Genomic DNA, 18,161 nt, shown 5'->3' with positions numbered 1-18,161 from the left:
CTAATGAGCTTTTTTTCATAATAAAAACTACACCTCCAATTGTTAGTATTTTTGTCTAACAATTGGGGTGCAGTTCATGGTAGCCAAGTCCCTTTTTATCAGGATGTCTAGCTCCAGTGTCCAGCAACTAGTGTACTTCGGTCTTTTCCCTACGATAAGTCAACATCGAATCACTTCGTTCTTCGTGTTTCCTTTATCTCAGTCAAAGCCCTCCACAAGGAAAGCTTCGACAGCATATGCATCGCACGAAGGAAAAGCGGTAGCTTTTTCAAGGAGTCCATACGTTGCTAAACGGACTCTTCCGCTTTTCTATGTCGTAATCGTATAGGCGATAACTGTAGTTAAATTTTTAAACGTAGATAAATGAATAGGCACCTTGTTCTTATCGTACACGATTTTATCTATATTAAATAAAATCTCTCCAATTTCACAATTAAGAAGATCAGCTTCTATAGAAGAGGCGGGAATTCCAGTGATTGTTTTTTTTGTTGTAATGTCCTTCATATCCACGTGGTATATATTACTCAGGACATCATAGGTGGACTCGTAATCAAATATATGCTCTTGAATGTTAGGAAAGCGCTCTATCGGATAATGAGTTAAATCAAGAGTAAATGGCTCTTCCTCAATATACATTAATCTTAAAAGTTTGAGCACTGGAGCATTAACCTCTATTTGAAGATCTTCTGCAATTTTCTTCGATGCTTTTATTTCTTCACAAAGAAGAACTTTCTTGCTGGTTTTCTTTCCAAGTTGTTTGCTGAAATCCGAGAAGCCCTCGATTGTTACTAATTCACGAGCAACCTTTTTCCTAGCAACAAAGGTACCTTTTCCTTGTTTTCTTTCCAACAATCCTTCATCAACTAAATCTTGGATGGCTCTTCTAACTGTAATTCTGCTTACACCATAAATATCACAAAGCTCCGCTTCATTGGGAATTTGCTGACCTGGTCGATAGGTGTTCTGGTCAATTGCTTCTTTTATGGTGTTAAATAATTGTTCGTATAGTGGACGTGAACTAGAACTGTTTAACTTCATAGGAGAACTCCTCTCAAAGTATAAATCATTATATAATATTATATAACATTTAACGGGAAAATGTATATAATTAGTCTGAGAATTTCGAATACTAAAGTAATAAAAGATTGGGTAATTGGTAACAAAAAAAAAGCTCTGGCTTGCAATAGAAATGCAAGCCAGAGCTTTTATACATATTAAGCTTTTACAGAAGACTCTTTTGGAGCCCAAGTCTTTTTCCAAGATATCTGTGCAACAATTAAAACGAGTAAAGCTAACACTCCAATTCCTGCATATACGAGGAATCCTGTTGCATATGTGCCTGTGATTTCTCTTAACGTTCCAAGGATATTTGGAATAAAGAAACCACCTACACCACCAGCTGCTCCTACAATACCTGTAACCATCCCGATTTCTTCTTGGAAGCGTTGTGGAACAAGTTGGAATACCGCTCCATTCCCCATTCCTAAACACATCATACCGACAAATAATAGTAAGGTAACAAGAGTGATGGAAGGTAGCTGACTAACTCCCAGCATGGTTAGAGCAACACCGATAAATAAGAAGGTTAGTAGGCGAACTCCCCCAATCTTATCTGCGATAAATCCTCCGACTGGGCGAAAGAAGCTTCCTGCTGCTACGCAAAGGGTAACAAAGTCTCCAGCTCTTACTCTTGAAAGATCGTATTGATCAACGAAAAAGATACTTAAAAAGCTAGATAGTCCAACAAATCCACCGAAGGTAACGCTGTACAACAGACAGAAGTAAAGGGCATCTTTTTGTTTAAAAACATTAAAATATTCTTTAAGTGGTTTTGGTGCTGGCTGGGAAGGAGCATCTTTTGCAATAAGAACAAAGATAATAAACACAATAGCAAGAGGAATAAGAGCAACCCCCAGTACATTATGCCAGCCAATTTGTTCAGCAAGGCGGGGACCAAATAAGGTTGCAAATAAAGTACCGCTATTTCCAGCACCAGCAATCCCCATTGCTAACCCTTGTAAATGGGGTGGATACCAACGACTTGCCATTGGTAAAGCTGCTGCAAAGCTTGCCCCAGCTACTCCTAATAGTATTCCGATAAAATAAATTTCCGTTAACGTCGTTCCAAACAGCCAACCCCATAGAAGTGGAACCATTGTAACGACCATTCCAATGATCGATGTTTTCTTCGGACCAATTCGATCGGTTAAAACACCAAGAACGAGACGGAAGAAAGATCCACCGAGAATGGGAATCGCTACAATTAATCCCTTTTGAGAAGGGGATAGACCGAAGTCTTTGGTGATATAAACTCCAAGGGCCCCAAGTATTACCCAAATCATGAAACTGACATCGAAGTACAGAAATGAAGCAAATAGCGATGGTGCATGTCCACTTTTTCTTAAATTTGCTAACTTCATAGTTACTCTCTCCTTTTAATAGATGTGGTATTTCAAATGTGTTACCAGCCAATATAATTTTTTCGAGAAAATAAAATCTTACCTAATACATAGAAGAACGAAAAAAAACCTATCTTATTTGTCATTGGAATTCCTCCTTTGTTTTGTCCAGCTCCAGCGCCTAGCCCCTCGAGGTCATAAGCCAAATCTCTCCAGAAGGCAGGCCTTCCTGCGAGATTCGTCTTATGCTTGTCGGGGCTGAACAAGGCGCTTTTGCTTTTCTGTGTGTCAGAGTTTTTACCATCTTTGTCTTGTTAAAGAATAGTATGTAAGTTGTTGCTTTGTCTCAAAAGGTGTTAGCTAATCTAACACAGAAATTTATTAGAATTTTCAAACGGGTTGAATTTTTATACTTGTAAGCGCATTACAAAATCAATAAAAACAAGAGTGATCTTTTGATTTACTTCGTGATTCGAATAATGAGTATACCGTAGGATTGCATAAAAATACTGCCCATCAAGGGGCTTTTTATAGTAAATAACACCCAAATAGTACATATCGTGTTAGAAAATGTAACAGGTTAAATTTCATTTCAGTAGATGTATGAAATAATAAAACGAAATTTGATTTGAACATCCATCTACTGTTTGTTGGGGGTTATAACATGAAAAAGCAAAAATTAGTTATGGTCGGTAATGGTATGGCTGGAGTTCGGTGTTTAGAGGAAATTCTTAAAACTGATTCTGAAATGTTTGAGATTACGGTAGTTGGGAGCGAACCTCACCCAAACTATAACCGTATCCTTCTTTCTTCCGTACTTCAAGGATCCACAAAGCTTGAAGAAATAACCATTAATGATTTTAAGTGGTATGAGCAGCATCAGATTCAACTTTTTACGGGAGAAACCGTTGTTGCTATTGATCATAAAAGCCAAATAGTTATGACAGATAAAGGCCGCAACTTGTACTATGACCGATTGATATTGGCAACGGGTTCCGTTCCTTTTGTTCTTCCCTTGCCAGGGGTGGAGAAAGAAGGTGTCATTTCTTTTCGGACAATTGAGGATTGTCAAAAGATGCAGGAAACGGCAAAGAATCATAAAAAGGCAGTTGTCATTGGTGGAGGATTGTTAGGGCTAGAAGCAGCAAGGGGACTATTACACCTCGGGATGGAAGTGCATGTAGTTCATATTAGTAGTTTCTTAATGGAAAGACAGTTGGATGAAACGGCAGCAAAAATGCTACAAGCAGAACTTGAAAAGCAAGGGATGAAGTTTCTATTAGAAAAACAAACAGAAGAAATCTTAGGCAATAAACGCATCGAAGGACTCCGTTTTACGGATGGAACATCGGTTGAAGCAGACCTGCTTGTAATGGCTGTTGGTGTAAGACCCAATGTTCATTTGGCGAAAGAAAGTGGGTTAACAGTTAATCGGGCGATTGTCGTAAATGACTTTCTGGAGACGAGTATTCCCAATATTTTTGCTGTAGGAGAATGTGTGGAACATCGAGGTATGGTATATGGCCTTGTGAAACCACTTTATGAACAGGCAGTTGTCTTAGCGAAGCGTATTTGTGGGGTAGATGGACAAGGGTATGAGGGTACTGTGTTAGCCACTCAATTAAAAATTTCGGGTGTTGATGTGTTTTCTATTGGAACTTTCCAAGAGGATTCTGCAAGTAAGTCAATAAAAATACAAGATGAAGTGGAAGGTACTTATAAAAGGCTTGTATTCCAAGAAGATAAAATAATTGGAGCGGTGCTCTTTGGGGATACCAGTGACCGAACGAAATTACAAAATATGATACTTAAAAAGCAAGATGTATCTGATATTGAAAAAGTAACAATTTTTCAATCAAGTGGTTCGGGAACAGCGGTTACCTCCATGGCAGCAACTGAAATCATCTGTAATTGTAATGGTGTTTCCAAGGGGACAATTATTGAAGCTGTTCAAATTCATGGATGTTCTACTGTAGACGATGTAAAAGCATGTACAAAGGCATCCGGTTCTTGCGGAGGATGTAAACCGCTTGTCTCAGAGTTATTATCTTATATTCATAGTGATGAATTTGATGAAATTAAGATCGAGAAACCTACGATGTGTAATTGTACATCGCTAACAGAGGATGAGGTTGTGCATGAAATGCAGGTGCAAAATTTATCCTCTGTTAACGAAGTAATGCAAGCACTGAACTGGAAACACAAAGAGGGATGTTCCAAATGTGTTCCTGCTTTGACGTATTACTTAAGTATGATCAATCCAGAGTATGAGAATGTCCAAGAAACTTTATTTGTAAACGAAAAGATGAACGCCACATTGCAAAAGGATGGAACGTACTTTGTCGTCCCGCAAATGTATGGGGGAATGACGAATCCGCATGAGTTACGAAAAATTGCGAATGTGGCTGACAAATATGGAGTGTCAGAGTTAGCTATAACTAGTGAGCAGAGAATTCATTTGATGGGTCTAACAAAAGAAGAGTTACCAAAGGTGTGGAATGATTTAAATATGCCTTTAAGTGCCACATACGGGAACAGAGTTCAGAATGTGAAAACCTGTATTGGTGAGCACATATGTCAATGTGATAAACAAAAGGCACTTCAACTTTCGGCATCTCTAGAAAAGAAACTTGAGTATCTTATCACTCCGTATCGAGTGAAAATAGGTGTCTCTGCATGCTTGCATAATGGTGCTGGTTCGACAACAAAGGATATTGGCATTATTGGCACGAAGCGTGGCTGGGAAATTTATGTGGGAGGAAGCAGTGGTCGAAGTGTTAAAGCGGGTCAATTATTTACAGTTGCTGAAACAGAAGAAGAGGCTGTTAGTTTCATTGGTGGTCTAGTCCAGTACTACCGAGAAACTGCTAATTACTCGGAAAGAACATGGGAATGGGTGGATCGAGTGAGCCTATTGCATGTGAGAGAAGTACTTTTTGATTTTGAACTCCGTCAGCAGTTGTTAGAACGACTAGAAGGGGATTGCTTAATGATGAAAGGATCTAAAGATGTTCCTATTTTTTAAAGTAAGTTCTAAAGAGTATAAGGATTGAGGGTGATGATGTGACTGAAATGCTATTAAAATACTTTCGTACAAAGCAAAATCATGTAGAGTCAGAGAAAACATACGACTCACAGTGTCCATTCTGCAGCATGCAATGCAAGATGCAGCTCATAGAGCAATCAATCGTTACACGCAAGAAATATACCACTGTTGGATTAGATAATCCAACTACACAGGGAAGATTGTGTGTGAAAGGCATCAATGCCCACCAACATACTTTTCATAAAGATCGATTAAAGTACCCGCTAATAAAGGTAAACGGGGAATTTATCCGTGCCACATGGGAAGAGGCACTAGCAGTCATTAAAAGTAATATTCAGTCCATTCAAGAACGACATGGAAAAGACGCAATGGCGGTGTACGGAAGTGCCTCCATCACGAACGAAGAAGCTTATTTGCTCGGAAAGTTTGCTCGGGTCGCATTGCAGACAAAGTACATTGATTACAATGGTAGGCTTTGCATGTCATCAGCCGCTTCGGCTGCTACACAAACCTTCGGGATGGACCGTGGATTTACAAATAGCATAAGTGAAATTCCTTCTTCTCGCTGTATTATTCTTGCGGGAACCAATATTGCAGAATGCCAACCGACAATCATGCCTTATTTTGAAAAGGCAAAGGAAAACGGTGCTTATATTATTGCGATTGACCCTCGTGAAACGGCAACAACGAAACTAGCAGACTTGCATATTAAGGTGAAGCCTGGAACAGATGCCGCTTTTGCCAATGGAATCTTAAAGGTGATTATCGAAGAACAGCTTTATAACGAACAATTTATCATAGAAAGAGTGAATGGATTCGAAGAAGTGAAGGAGAATGTATCCTCGATGACTCTTGAGGAAATCGAATCCTTGTCAGGTGTTCCGATTGAACAGATTCGTAAGGTAGCCCATCGGTTTGCAAAAGAAGAGACAGGAATGATTTTTACAGCACGCGGAGTAGAGCAACACACAGATGGCTCCGCAGCAGTTAGAAATTTCCTAAATATATTACTTTCGGTAGGGAAAATTGGAAAACCAGGCTGTGGGTATGGAGCGATAACTGGGCAGGGAAATGGTCAAGGTGCAAGGGAACATGGGCAAAAGGCCGACCAGCTTCCTGGATATCGACTCATTGAAAACGAAGATCATCGAGCTTATATTGCAAAGGTATGGGGAGTTAACGAAAAAGAGCTGCCGAGAAAGGGTGTCTCTGCTTATGAAATGTTTGAAAAAATTCATGACGGTGACATATCCGGGATGCTTTTGATGTGCTCTAACCCCATTGTTTCTAACCCAAATGCACATTTTGTGGAGGAAGCATTACAAAAACTTTCTTTTCTTGTTGTGGTTGACTTATTCGTATCTGAAACTGCTCGATTAGCAGATGTTATTTTACCGGCTTCCTCTTACTTAGAGGATGAAGGAACGATGACCAATGTGGAGGGGAGAGTCACGTTAAGAGAGGCAAGTTATCCTTGTCCAGAAGAAGTAAAGCATGATTGGCAAATCCTTTGCGAAATTGCTCATGCACTTGGGAAGGGTAAATATTTTCCTTTTGAATCAGCGGAGGATATTTTTAACGAACTAAGGATCGCTAGTAAAGGTGGGATCGCTGATTATTATGGAGTGACTTATGAACGACTAAGAGAGGAAAAGGGACTGTTATGGCCTTGTCCAACTTTAGATCATAAAGGAACGGTCAGGCTTTTTGAAAGTTCGTTTGCTCATCCTGATGGAAAAGCAAAGATGGTCTCCGTTTCCAATGTCGCACCTGTTACAAAGGATCAGGTATGTGAAGAGTTTCCACTTTATTTAACAACAGGCCGAGTGATGTCTCACTATTTAACAGGTGTTCAAACACGTAAAAGTGCTTCCTTAGCAGCTAGAAATGTGGAATCGCATGTGGAGATTCATCCTGCCACCGCTTTAAAATATGGGATTCGAGACGAAACTCTAGTGAAGATCACATCAAGGAGAGGAAGTATTGTTGTACGGAGTAAGTTGTCGGACAGTATTCGTCAAGACACGCTGTTTGTTCCTTTTCACTGGGCCAATTCACAAAATGTTAATTTCCTTGTTGGAAAGGAATTGGATCCAACCTGTCGGATGCCTGGATTTAAATTAAGTGCAGTAAAAATAAGCTCAGCCATGGATGTTGGATGACGATAATTACTGGTGAAATGACCTTTTAATATTCGGAAAATTCGGTATACGAATTAAAAAGCGTGTGAGGTAATCTAACATGTTAAACAATTTTACACAAATCATGTGTTACAGTTTAAGAAACTTTCTTGGGGAGGCGCGTTAATTTGGAAAAGAAAAAACTCGTTCTTGTTGGTAACGGAATGGCAGGAGTCAGAACGATAGAAGAAATATTAAAGCTTACAAAGGATCAATTTGAAATTACGATTTTCGGTAGTGAACCGCATCCGAATTATAATAGAATCCTACTTTCAAAGGTTCTACAAGGAGACACAGAGGTCGCTGATATTACTCTTAATGATTGGAGCTGGTATGAAGACAATGACATTCAGCTTTATACAGATGAGACAGTGGTTAAGGTTGATTCCGACCGAAAAGTAGTTGTTACAGATGCTGGGAGAATAGAGCCATTCGATGAAGTGATAGTGGCAACTGGTTCTGTTCCCTTCATTCTTCCCATTCCAGGTGCGGATAAGGAAGGTGTTACAGCTTTCCGAGATATTAAGGACACAGATATTATGCTAAAAGCTTCCAAGAAATATAAAAAAGCTGCTGTAATCGGCGGAGGATTGTTAGGGCTTGAGGCGGCAAGGGGACTTTTAAACCTAGGGATGGAGGTTAGTGTCATCCATCTAGCCCCTTATTTAATGGAGCGTCAGCTAGACCCAATGGCAGGAAAAATGTTGCAAACAGAATTAGAAAAGCAGGGAATGACGTTTTTATTAGAAAAACAAACACAGGAGATTTTTGGAGAAGAGCGAGTCGAAGGTTTACGTTTCAGTGACGGAACTAAGATTGAAGCAGATCTTGTTGTTATGGCCGTTGGTATCAAACCTAATATTTCACTAGCAGTGGAAAGTGGGTTAGAGGTAAATCGAGGAATTGTTGTAAACGATTATATGCAAACGAATATTCCTCACGTATATGCTGTTGGGGAATGTGCAGAACATAACGGAATTCCATACGGACTTGTTGCCCCGCTTTATGAGCAAGGGAAAGTGTTAGCGAAAACGATTTGCGGTACGAAGACTGAGCCGTATAAAGGTTCGGTATTGTATACCCAGTTAAAGGTATCTGGCGTCGAAGTATTCTCTGCAGGCGATTTTATGGAAGGCGACGATAAAAAGGCTGTTAAAGTTTTTGATGAGCAAGACAGCTATTATAAGAAACTCGTTCTTCGTGAAAATCAAATTGTTGGTGCGGTTCTTTTCGGAGATAGCAGCGATGGAAATCGTTTGGTTTCTATGATTCAAAAGCAGGCTGACATTTCAGACACAATGAAGGTTTCCCTTCTGCAGCCAACTGGCCAAGAAGCAGGTGCCAGTCTAGTTGCAACGATGAGTGATGATGAAATCATTTGTGGATGTAATGGAGTCTCAAAAGGAGCGATCGTTTCTGCTATTCAAACACAAGGCTGCTCATCTATTGACGAAATTAAAGCCTGTACGAGCGCATCCCGTTCTTGTGGTGGCTGTAAACCACTCGTTGCAGAGGTTCTTCAGCTTACATTAGGTTCATCCTTTGATAGCAAGCAGCAAAAGGAAGCAATCTGTGGCTGTACTACCCTGTCTCGTGATGAAGTTGTAGAAGAAATCAAAGCAAAAGGTTTGACTCATGTGAAAGAAGTCATGTTTGTACTTGATTGGAAAACCGAAGAGGGTTGCTCGAAATGTCGTCCAGCTCTTAACTACTATCTAGGTATGGTCAATCCAACTGGATATGAGGATGAGAAGGAATCAAGGTTCGTTAATGAGCGTATGCACGCAAACATTCAAAAGGATGGGACCTATTCTGTCGTACCTAGAATGTACGGTGGAGTGACCAATGCGAATGATTTAAGACGAATTGCTGATGTGGTGGATAAGTATGAGATACCGCTAGTAAAGGTGACTGGAGGACAACGAATCGACTTGTTTGGGGTAAAGAAGGATGATCTTCCAAAGGTGTGGGAGGATCTTGATATGCCTTCAGGATTCGCTTACGGAAAATCACTTCGTACCGTTAAAACATGTGTGGGAGAACAATTCTGTCGTTTCGGTACACAAGACTCGATGGGACTTGGAATTCAGTTAGAAAAGAAATATGAAGGTCTTCAAACACCGCATAAGGTAAAAATGGCCGTTTCAGCTTGCCCAAGAAGCTGTGCCGAATCAGGGTTTAAGGATATTGGATACATCGGCATTGATGGTGGCTGGGAACTATATATTGGTGGAAATGGTGGTACCCATGTGCGTGGTGGAGATCTTCTTTACAAGGTAAAGACAGAGGAAGAGGTTATCGAAATTACGTCTGCTTACCTTCAATATTATCGAGAGACAGCGAACTATTTAGAGAGAACATCTGCTTGGGTGGACCGAGTTGGTTTGGACCATATCCGTGAGATATTAGATGATAAGGAAAAACGTAAGGAGCTAAATGCTCGCATGGATAAAGCCTTATCTGTAATCGAGGATCCTTGGAAGGCCATTATCGAGGACAAAAAGCTGAAAAAAGAACTGTTTGAAACAGTAGTCACGTCGTAATACACGATAAAAGGAGGAGATCTTCGAATGGTTAATAAAAACATCAGTAAGGTATTAATTGGCTCCCTTCAAGAACTACCAGAGCGCTTAGGGAAAACATTTCATGTGGGAAATATGGAGCTTGCCGTATTTAAGCTTTCCAACGGAACGGTACGTGCGATTGAAAACCGTTGTCCTCATAAAGGTGGAGTATTAAGTGAAGGAATCGTCAGTGGTGATTCGGTTTTCTGTCCGATGCATGATTGGAAGATCTGCTTAGAGGATGGCTTGGTTCAAGCACCGGATACAGGCTGCGTCAAAACCTATTCTACGGTAGTAGAGGGAGAAGACGTGTTTCTTCTTATTGAATAGTGATCATATGCATACAAAGAAAAGGGGTTTTTCACGTTGCTCTCAGGGTAACGGAGAATTCCTTTTCTTTTTACTTGAATATTTATTAGGGTATATAAATAAAAACACAAATTCATATTGAAAAAATATTCATTTATGCATTATAATTCAAAAGGTAGTTGTAATTATACATTAAAAGTTACTGTTATTTTAAAAATTCGGAAAATTTCGCTTGAATATGAAGTATTTTCTGCTTTAAAATAAAAAAAGGAAGTTTTTCCTTCACCAAATCCGAGAAGGTGACGAGACTAGTATGGAACAAAAGACGGTAACACAAATGATTAAAGGAAACTTTTCGGCATTATCTTCAGGTCAAAAGAAAGTTGCAGAGTTTTTGCTAGAGCACTTGGATGAAGGTTCGCTGCTCACTGCTTTCCAAATTGGGCGAAAAGTGGGCGTTAGTGAAACAACAGTCATTCGCCTAGCGTATGCACTAGGCTTTAGTGGCTACTCAGAAATGCAGGAAACGGTTCGAAGAGAATGGCTAACACATGTACAACCAGGAAAAAGCGAAGGTAAACCTTCAAGTAGAGATGGCTTTGAAGAAAATCAGTTGTTTCATCAAATCATCGAGAAAGAGAGCCAAGTTCTTAATCAATTGCTTAACCAGTTAGAAATAGAACAAATATGGCGAGTAGTGGATGAGCTTTCTCAATCAAAGCAGATTTTTATCGCTGGCTTTGGTAGTTCATATGCTGCTGCCTACTGGTTGTATTACGCACTAAAACAGATGAGAGAAAATGTGTTTCTCTCTAGCCCAAGTGGCTTTTTACCTGAAGAAATATGTGAACTTGATGAGCAGTCGACCGTTATTATGTTTTCCTATCCTCGTTACCGAAGAGAATCACTTAAGCTAGCAAACTATGCAAACAATCAAAAAGCAACCCTCATAGCGATTACAGATCGGCAGCTTTCGCCTATAGGCCAGCTCGCACAATTGACCTTAACAACAGAGGAGCATTTGGAATCGAGTCATCATTCGATTGCTTCGGTGATTGGTTTGCTTGAGGTGATTATCTCTGGAATGAACAAAAGGGACAATGAAAAAAGCAATGTCCGTCAGAAGAAATTAGAGCAGTTATATTCCGAGCAAAATATTTTTTTAGAATAAAAAATAGTTACTTAAGAGGAGGCTTACCCTATATGACCAATGCTTCAAATGTTAGAGCAGAAAGAAAAGAAGCTTTACAAAAGTCCTTTTCTGTTCAAGATTATATGAAATTTATCTTACCATCCTTAATCGGTATTTTGCTATTTATTATTCCTATTTCAAATGGTGAAGGAATAACAATACCAGTTGCATTCCTTGCCAGTCAATTAAATACCCTTTTTGTTGATCAAATTCCAGCCTTTGCAACGGGTGTAATTATCCTATCTGTTTTAGGCTCACTTATTGCTGTTATTGCCAAGCCGCAATTTATTATCGAAAATACCTTTTTAAATAAACTGTTTAATGTGAGCAAATTTTGGTTGATTGCACGTGTATTAGGGGCAATTTTTACAGTGATCGCACTTACGAAAGTAGGACCGGAATTTATTTTCTCTGAGAATACAGGAGGGATGTTGCTATTTAGCCTACTTCCGATTTTATTAACCACTTTTTTACTTGCAGGATTTTTATTGCCACTTCTTTTGAACTTTGGGTTGTTAGAGTTTTTTGGAGCATTAACAATGAAGATTATGCGACCAATTTTCAAGTTGCCTGGACGATCTTCTCTTGACTGCTTAGCATCATGGGTAGGGGACGGGACAATCGGTGTACTGCTAACAACTAAGCAATACGAGGAAGGCTATTATACAAAAAGAGAAGCAGCGGTGATTGCTACAACCTTCTCCGTTGTTTCTATTACTTTTACCATTGTAGTCATTCAATACTTGAATCTTGATAAATACTTTCTTCATTATTATGCTACGATCGTTATTGCTGGATTAGCAGCTGCTGTGATCATGCCACGTATTCCGCCGCTTTCTAGAAAAGCTGACACAGGCTATGAGCATGCCAAGTTGGTAAAGGAAACGAGTATTCCAGCTGGTACATCGTACGCCCAATGGGGATTAACACAAGCAGTTAGTAAAGCAAAGACAAATAAAAGTGTAAAGGCAACATTAAAAGAAGGACTTCAAAATGTGCTTGATATGTGGATGGGAGTACTACCAATCGTTATGGCTATTGGAGTCACTGCTTTAGTGATTGCAGAATTTACTCCGGTGTTCTCCATATTAGGAAAGCCATTTGAGCCGATCTTAACGTTAATGCAAATACCAGAAGCAGACCAGGCTGCTCAAACGATGGTTGTTGGATTTGCGGATATGTTCTTACCAGCCATTATTGGAAGTGGAATCGAAAGTGAATTAACACGTTTTGTTATTGCATGTGTATCCGTTACACAACTGATTTACCTTTCTGAGATGGGAGGATTACTACTAGGATCAAAGCTACCTGTTAGCTTCAAAGACTTAGTACTAATCTTCTTGATCCGTACGGCCATTACTTTACCGATTGTTGCCATTGCAGCACATATTATCTTTTAATTAGAAGGGTTCTGACACAAATGGTTCTTTTGGAAAACTTTATAGATACAGAGCGGAAACAAATTTTGAATACGTATAAAGAACTTCATGAGCTTGCCGAACCAAGCTGGAAGGAAGAAAAAACCTCTCTGTATGTAAGGCAAAAACTAGAAAGGGCTGGATTTGATGTCCAAACCTTTCAGGGCCATTATGGGTTGATTGCTGAAATTAAGGGTGAAAGTAATGAGGTAATCGCGATTCGTGCTGACATGGATGCTCTCTTGCAAGAGATAGATGGTGTCGTACAAGCAAATCATTCATGCGGTCATGATGGTCATAGTACGATGGTGTTATTTACAGCACTTGCACTTGCTAAAATAAAACATCAACATACCATTCGCTTTATCTTTCAGCCAGCAGAGGAAAAGGCAGAGGGTGCGCTTAAAATGATTGAAGAAGGCGCACTAGACGATGTAAAGTTTCTTTGTGGAATTCATTTGCGCCCTGCATTTGAGGTCGCAAATGGAATGGCAGCTCCAGTGATCTTGCACGGTGCATCAAGCTGTATAAGAGGTACGATTAAAGGAACACCGGCACATGCTGCGAGACCGGAGGAAGGCAATAATCCTATTGAAGCTGCTGCCCTTTTGGTTCAAGCTTTTCAGAATATTCGTGTCCAAACCGATGTGCCATACTCGATAAAAATGACTGAGCTTCATTGTGGAGAGTCATCGAATCTTATTCCAGAAACTGCACGATTCAGCGTTGATCTTCGGGCAAAATCGAATGAAGCCATGAAGTTGCTTATAGAAGAGGCAAAACAATCGATTCAATCCATTGAGGATAGAACTGAAACAAAGATTGTTTTCCAACAAGATAGTTATTCTCCTGCTGCAGTAAAGAATGAACATGCTGTGAAGCTTGCCGAAGAAGCCATTAAATCAGTGCTGGGAGAGAAATGTCTCGTACCAATGTGTGACTCTCCTGGTGCAGAAGATTTTCACTTCTATACATTAAAGCGACCAGATATGGTTGCAACCATGATTGGATTAGGTTGCGGATTGGAACCAGGCTTGCATCATCCTAATATGAGATTTGACATTACAGCATTACTTAATGGAACAAAAATTTTAACAAAGCTGTTATTAGAAGCGGATAAACAGACTTGGTAACACTCCGGTAAAGGAGGGAAGGCATTTGAAAGATGAAGTAAGTATTCGCAACCTTCAAACTGTCACAGAGTTAGAAAAGGTACGTGAATTAGAGGCTCGAATTTGGAGTTTGGAAGATTCTGTGCCGGTCAACCAAACGGTAGCCGCAGTGAAAAATGGCGGCTTCGTTCTTGGTGCTATTCTCCATGAGAAGCTTATTGGTTTTCAATATAGCTTCCCAGGCTTTGATGGAGCGAAAGCGTATCTTTGCTCTCACAGCCTCGGAATTCATCCTGATTATCGGGCATTCGGTGTCGGCGAGAAACTGAAATGGGCTCAGAAGAAAACAGCGCTTTTAAAGGGCTATGAGTTAATCACATGGACATATGATCCGCTCGAAACCGTGAATGCAAATCTAAACCTACATAAACTTGGCGGCGTCTGTTCTACGTATATGGAAGATGTATACGGTGAGATGAATGATGGGTTGAACACGGGCATTGCAACCGACCGTTTTTTAGTAGAGTGGCGGCTAAAGTCCGAGAGTGTGAAAAGGGACTTAGGCCGAGACTCACTGCACGTAATAAGAACAGATCAGTTCAATGGAAACTTAATTCCTGTGGAATTTCATTTGAACCTAGCTCATGACACGCTTTTCGTATCGGTACCAGGGAATTTTCAGACGATTAAAACAGAAGATCTCTCACTTGCTAAGCAATGGAGAGAGACAACTCGAAAGGTGTTTATTCACTATTTTAAAGAAGGTTACACTGCTACTGATTTGTTGAAGGAAAAACAGAACCACTACTACTACGTTTTACAAAAGCTATAGCAAGGGGGATGTGAAATGGAAGTAAAAAGCATCATTTTAAGGCATGTAAAAATGGACCTGTTGACCCCGTTTACTACGAGTGTCGGTACGGAAGTGGATAAGGATTTCATTATCGTGGAAGTACAGTCGAAAAGTGGTTTATCAGGATGGGCGGAGTCTGTTTCAATTATTGAGCCAATTTATAACGAAGAAACAGTAAAGACCAATTGGCATATCATGAGTGATTTTCTAATCCCCCTTTTATTAAAAGAACCCATTTCGCATCCGGATGAAGTGTCTGAGCGTTTTCAATTTATCCGAGGCAATTATAATGCAAAGGCTGCATTAGAGTGTGCTGTCTGGGATTTATACGCAAAAGAAAAGAATCTTTCCTTATCAAAAGCGCTCGGTGGAGTGAAGGATCGGATTGAAGTGGGAGTAAGTGTAGGGATTCAAAAGTCAGAAATAGCGATGCTTAAGCAAATTGAAGAGTACTTAAAAGAAGGATATAAGCGTATTAAAGTAAAAATTAAGCCGGATTGGGATATTCAAATATTGAAATCTATTCGACGCGAATTTCCTACGATTCCTTTAATGGCTGATGCCAATTGTGCTTATACATTGCAAGATATCGAACATCTTCAAGCATTAGATGAATTCAATTTAATGATGATCGAACAGCCGCTTGCCTGCGATGACATTATTGATCATGCATCGTTACAAGTGAAGCTTTCCACCCCTATTTGTTTAGACGAAAGTATCCACTCAGTTGAAGATGCAAGAAAAGCTATTCAACTCGGAAGCTGTAAAATCATTAATTTAAAAATTGGTCGTGTTGGAGGGCTTACAGAATCAAGGAAGATACACGATCTATGTGTAAAAAATGAGATTCCCATGTGGTGTGGTGGAATGCTAGAAGCAGGAATTGGAAGAGCACATAATATCGCGATTACATCACTAGCCAACTTTACGCTTCCAGGCGACACAGCCCCTTCTTCGCACTACTGGAAGGAAGATATTATCTCACCGGAAGTAGAAATGAGCAACGGCTTTATTTCTGTACCGGACTTACCTGGAATTGGGTTTGAACCAAATAGGAAGAAGATCAATCAAGTGACACTTGAACAAAAAATCTTTTCATAAAATTAAAGGATATAGACTAGTTTTGTCTATATCCTTCTTTTATTCCCCTAATAACTGCTCATTTCTCCACTATCTAAATTGAGTTGCCAGTGGACCCCGAACTTGTCTGTGACTTGACCGTACAGCTTGCTCCAAAATGTTTCTTGAAGTGGCATAGTTACCTTTCCATCAACACTCAATTGTTCAAACCAGGATTTAAGATTCTCACTATCTTTGTTTACAATAGCAAGAGTAACGTTATTTCCTTCAACAAACGGCATTCCAGGGAAGTTATCGGAAAACATCACATTCGTTCCGTCAATGCTAAGACGTGTGTGCATGACTAATTTTTTGGCTTCTTCTGGAAGTGGATGATCTGGATGAGGTGGAGTATCTCCAAAAGTCATAATATTTGGTTTCGCCGTCCGAAACACATCTGCATAAAATTCAACAGCTTCTCTGCAATTACCATCAAAAACAAGATACACATCAACAGACATCATCTTCACTCCTAAAAAAATAGTACAATCACTTCCATTATATCCAATGCTTTAATTAAAAACCTAATTAATTTTAAAAGGGAATAGACCCTAGCATTTGGAAATGTGGTAAAAATAGACGATAATTAACTCATACATAGTAGAGGAGCGGAAAAAATGTTGTCACAAAAAAGAGAAAACATAAAAATTGGTAGCCGTGTAAAGGTGGTACAAAAAGCACATCAGCGAACAGGGAAACTAACGGAAGGTGTGGTTGCAAAAATCCTTACAAATAGCCCTACTCATCCACATGGAATCAAGGTGATGCTAGAAAATGGTTTGGTTGGGAGAGTAAAGGAAATATTATAATCTTCCAGAAGTAGGTATTTTAAAAACAATAGAATTTTTATTTTATTCACGTACAAAATAATGGTAAGAAAACTATTTATTGACGCGTGGAGGAAATGAAAATGCCTGATACACCTTCAATGACATCTTCAGAAATTGGAACACTATGGATTACATATCAACAAAAAACAATGCTTTTTCAAATGCTAGACTACTTTATCAATAAAGCTGATGATCATGAAGCAAGAGAAATCATGAGCTCTTTAAGAGACGAAATTCAACCGGTTATTGCACGGATGGTTTCTATGTTTAATGCAGAGGGAATTCCAATTCCGATTGGCTTCGTTCCTCAAGATGTAAATAAAGATGCACCGAAGCTTTATGATAATGGCTTTGATATTATGTTCGTCCGGTTAGTAAAACAAATCAGTTCGGGAATGCATACCTTAAACTTAACTATGGTTTATCGGGAGGATATCATTCTTCTTTTTAGAGATTTAACGAAGATGACTCAAAAATATTACGATGATTGTACAAAGTATTTGCTGAAAAAAGGACTTCTTCCAAGAGCGCCATACGTAACAATTGAAAAATCAATTGAATTTGTCAAAACAAATGACTACCTTGACGGGGCAAAACTGTTTAGTGAAAAAAGACCCCTAAATACGGTGGAAATTGCTCATATTTACCATGGGATTGAGTCAAATGTGACAGGGATGCAAATGATTTTTGGTTTTGCTCAGGTTGCAAAAGAAAAAGAGGTAAAAAAATACTTTAAAAAGGGTGGAGAACTAGCTAAATCAACCATCAAAGATATGAGTGAAGTTCTTTTACAGAACAATATACAAGTTCCTAGTACCGCTGGGGGGAATATAACAGATTCAAAAGTTCCACCATTTTCAGATAAAATAATGATGTACACTATCAGTCTTTTCTGTAGCTTTTCGTTAGGAGGAAACTCCATCGGAACAGCCTTTAGCTTACGAAATGATTTACCTGTAAAGCTAGCAACGTATATGAAGGATATTTTTGAATATGCCCATGAGGGAGCAAAGTTTATGATTCAGAATGGTTGGATGGAAGAGCCCCCGCAGACGATCAAGTAAATTTTGTTTATCTGTGCGGAATTAAATAAACTAAACAAAGCCACCCTTGGAAGATAGGGTGGTTTTGCATTTTCT

At 39.4% G+C, this 18,161-nt stretch carries 14 protein-coding genes; 11 read left to right on the top strand and 3 right to left on the bottom strand.

Going from position 1 to position 18,161, the window contains the following annotated elements:
• Window positions 1-309: 309 nt before the first annotated feature.
• Together ACRX5O_RS20895 and ACRX5O_RS20890 are read right to left on the bottom strand one after the other, a co-directional pair.
• Window positions 310-1,038 (bottom strand): UTRA domain-containing protein, encoded by a 729-nt coding sequence (locus tag ACRX5O_RS20895; protein WP_433907744.1) that lies wholly within the window; start codon window positions 1,036-1,038, stop codon window positions 310-312.
• Window positions 1,039-1,214: 176 nt separating this feature from the next.
• Entirely contained in the window at window positions 1,215-2,420 is a 1,206-nt protein-coding gene (locus tag ACRX5O_RS20890) for a nitrate/nitrite transporter (protein ID WP_433907743.1), read from the bottom strand.
• 643 nt (window positions 2,421-3,063) lie between these two features.
• Between ACRX5O_RS20890 and nirB (ACRX5O_RS20885) the strand changes: the two genes are divergently transcribed.
• The 9 genes from nirB (ACRX5O_RS20885) to menC all read left to right on the top strand — a co-directional run bounded on the left by nirB (ACRX5O_RS20885) (window position 3,064) and on the right by menC (window position 16,174).
• The gene (gene nirB / locus ACRX5O_RS20885; protein ID WP_433907742.1) at window positions 3,064-5,424 is read left to right on the top strand and encodes a nitrite reductase large subunit NirB; all 2,361 of its coding nucleotides are present in this window, start codon (window positions 3,064-3,066) and stop codon (window positions 5,422-5,424) included.
• 38 nt (window positions 5,425-5,462) lie between these two features.
• Entirely contained in the window at window positions 5,463-7,607 is a 2,145-nt protein-coding gene (nasC, locus tag ACRX5O_RS20880) for an assimilatory nitrate reductase catalytic subunit NasC (protein WP_433907741.1), read from the top strand.
• A 146-nt stretch (window positions 7,608-7,753) separates the two neighbouring features.
• Entirely contained in the window at window positions 7,754-10,168 is a 2,415-nt protein-coding gene (gene nirB / locus ACRX5O_RS20875; protein ID WP_433907740.1) for a nitrite reductase large subunit NirB, read from the top strand.
• A gap of 27 nt (window positions 10,169-10,195) precedes the next feature.
• The gene (gene nirD / locus ACRX5O_RS20870) at window positions 10,196-10,519 is read left to right on the top strand and encodes a nitrite reductase small subunit NirD (RefSeq protein ID WP_433907739.1); all 324 of its coding nucleotides are present in this window, start codon (window positions 10,196-10,198) and stop codon (window positions 10,517-10,519) included.
• Window positions 10,520-10,811: 292 nt separating this feature from the next.
• Window positions 10,812-11,669: a MurR/RpiR family transcriptional regulator gene (locus ACRX5O_RS20865; RefSeq protein ID WP_433907738.1), complete on the top strand. Its 858-nt coding sequence runs from the start codon at window positions 10,812-10,814 to the stop codon at window positions 11,667-11,669.
• 32 nt (window positions 11,670-11,701) lie between these two features.
• The gene (locus tag ACRX5O_RS20860; RefSeq protein WP_433907737.1) at window positions 11,702-13,090 is read left to right on the top strand and encodes a YjiH family protein; all 1,389 of its coding nucleotides are present in this window, start codon (window positions 11,702-11,704) and stop codon (window positions 13,088-13,090) included.
• A gap of 20 nt (window positions 13,091-13,110) precedes the next feature.
• The gene (locus tag ACRX5O_RS20855) at window positions 13,111-14,241 is read left to right on the top strand and encodes an amidohydrolase (RefSeq protein ID WP_433907736.1); all 1,131 of its coding nucleotides are present in this window, start codon (window positions 13,111-13,113) and stop codon (window positions 14,239-14,241) included.
• Window positions 14,242-14,266: 25 nt separating this feature from the next.
• Window positions 14,267-15,052, top strand: a complete 786-nt coding sequence (locus ACRX5O_RS20850) for a GNAT family N-acetyltransferase (RefSeq protein WP_433907735.1) — start codon at window positions 14,267-14,269, stop codon at window positions 15,050-15,052.
• A gap of 15 nt (window positions 15,053-15,067) precedes the next feature.
• Window positions 15,068-16,174: an o-succinylbenzoate synthase gene (gene menC, locus ACRX5O_RS20845; protein WP_433907734.1), complete on the top strand. Its 1,107-nt coding sequence runs from the start codon at window positions 15,068-15,070 to the stop codon at window positions 16,172-16,174.
• Between the two features lie 47 nt (window positions 16,175-16,221).
• On the opposite strand, the gene ACRX5O_RS20840 is transcribed toward menC, so the two are convergent.
• Window positions 16,222-16,653 (bottom strand): VOC family protein, encoded by a 432-nt coding sequence (locus ACRX5O_RS20840; protein ID WP_433907733.1) that lies wholly within the window; start codon window positions 16,651-16,653, stop codon window positions 16,222-16,224.
• A gap of 156 nt (window positions 16,654-16,809) precedes the next feature.
• Here ACRX5O_RS20840 and ACRX5O_RS20835 point away from each other — a divergent pair, with 156 nt between their 5' ends.
• Entirely contained in the window at window positions 16,810-17,001 is a 192-nt protein-coding gene (locus ACRX5O_RS20835) for a YwbE family protein (RefSeq protein WP_433907732.1), read from the top strand.
• 101 nt (window positions 17,002-17,102) lie between these two features.
• Entirely contained in the window at window positions 17,103-18,086 is a 984-nt protein-coding gene (locus ACRX5O_RS20830; RefSeq protein WP_433907731.1) for a DUF3231 family protein, read from the top strand.
• Window positions 18,087-18,161: the final 75 nt, after the last annotated feature.

The organism is Robertmurraya mesotrionivorans, from assembly GCF_050971805.1.
In the GTDB taxonomy this organism is placed as follows: domain Bacteria; phylum Bacillota; class Bacilli; order Bacillales; family Cytobacillaceae; genus Robertmurraya_A.
The sequence above is the reverse complement of the archived record's forward strand: the minus strand, read 5'-3'. Positions and strand labels throughout refer to the sequence as shown.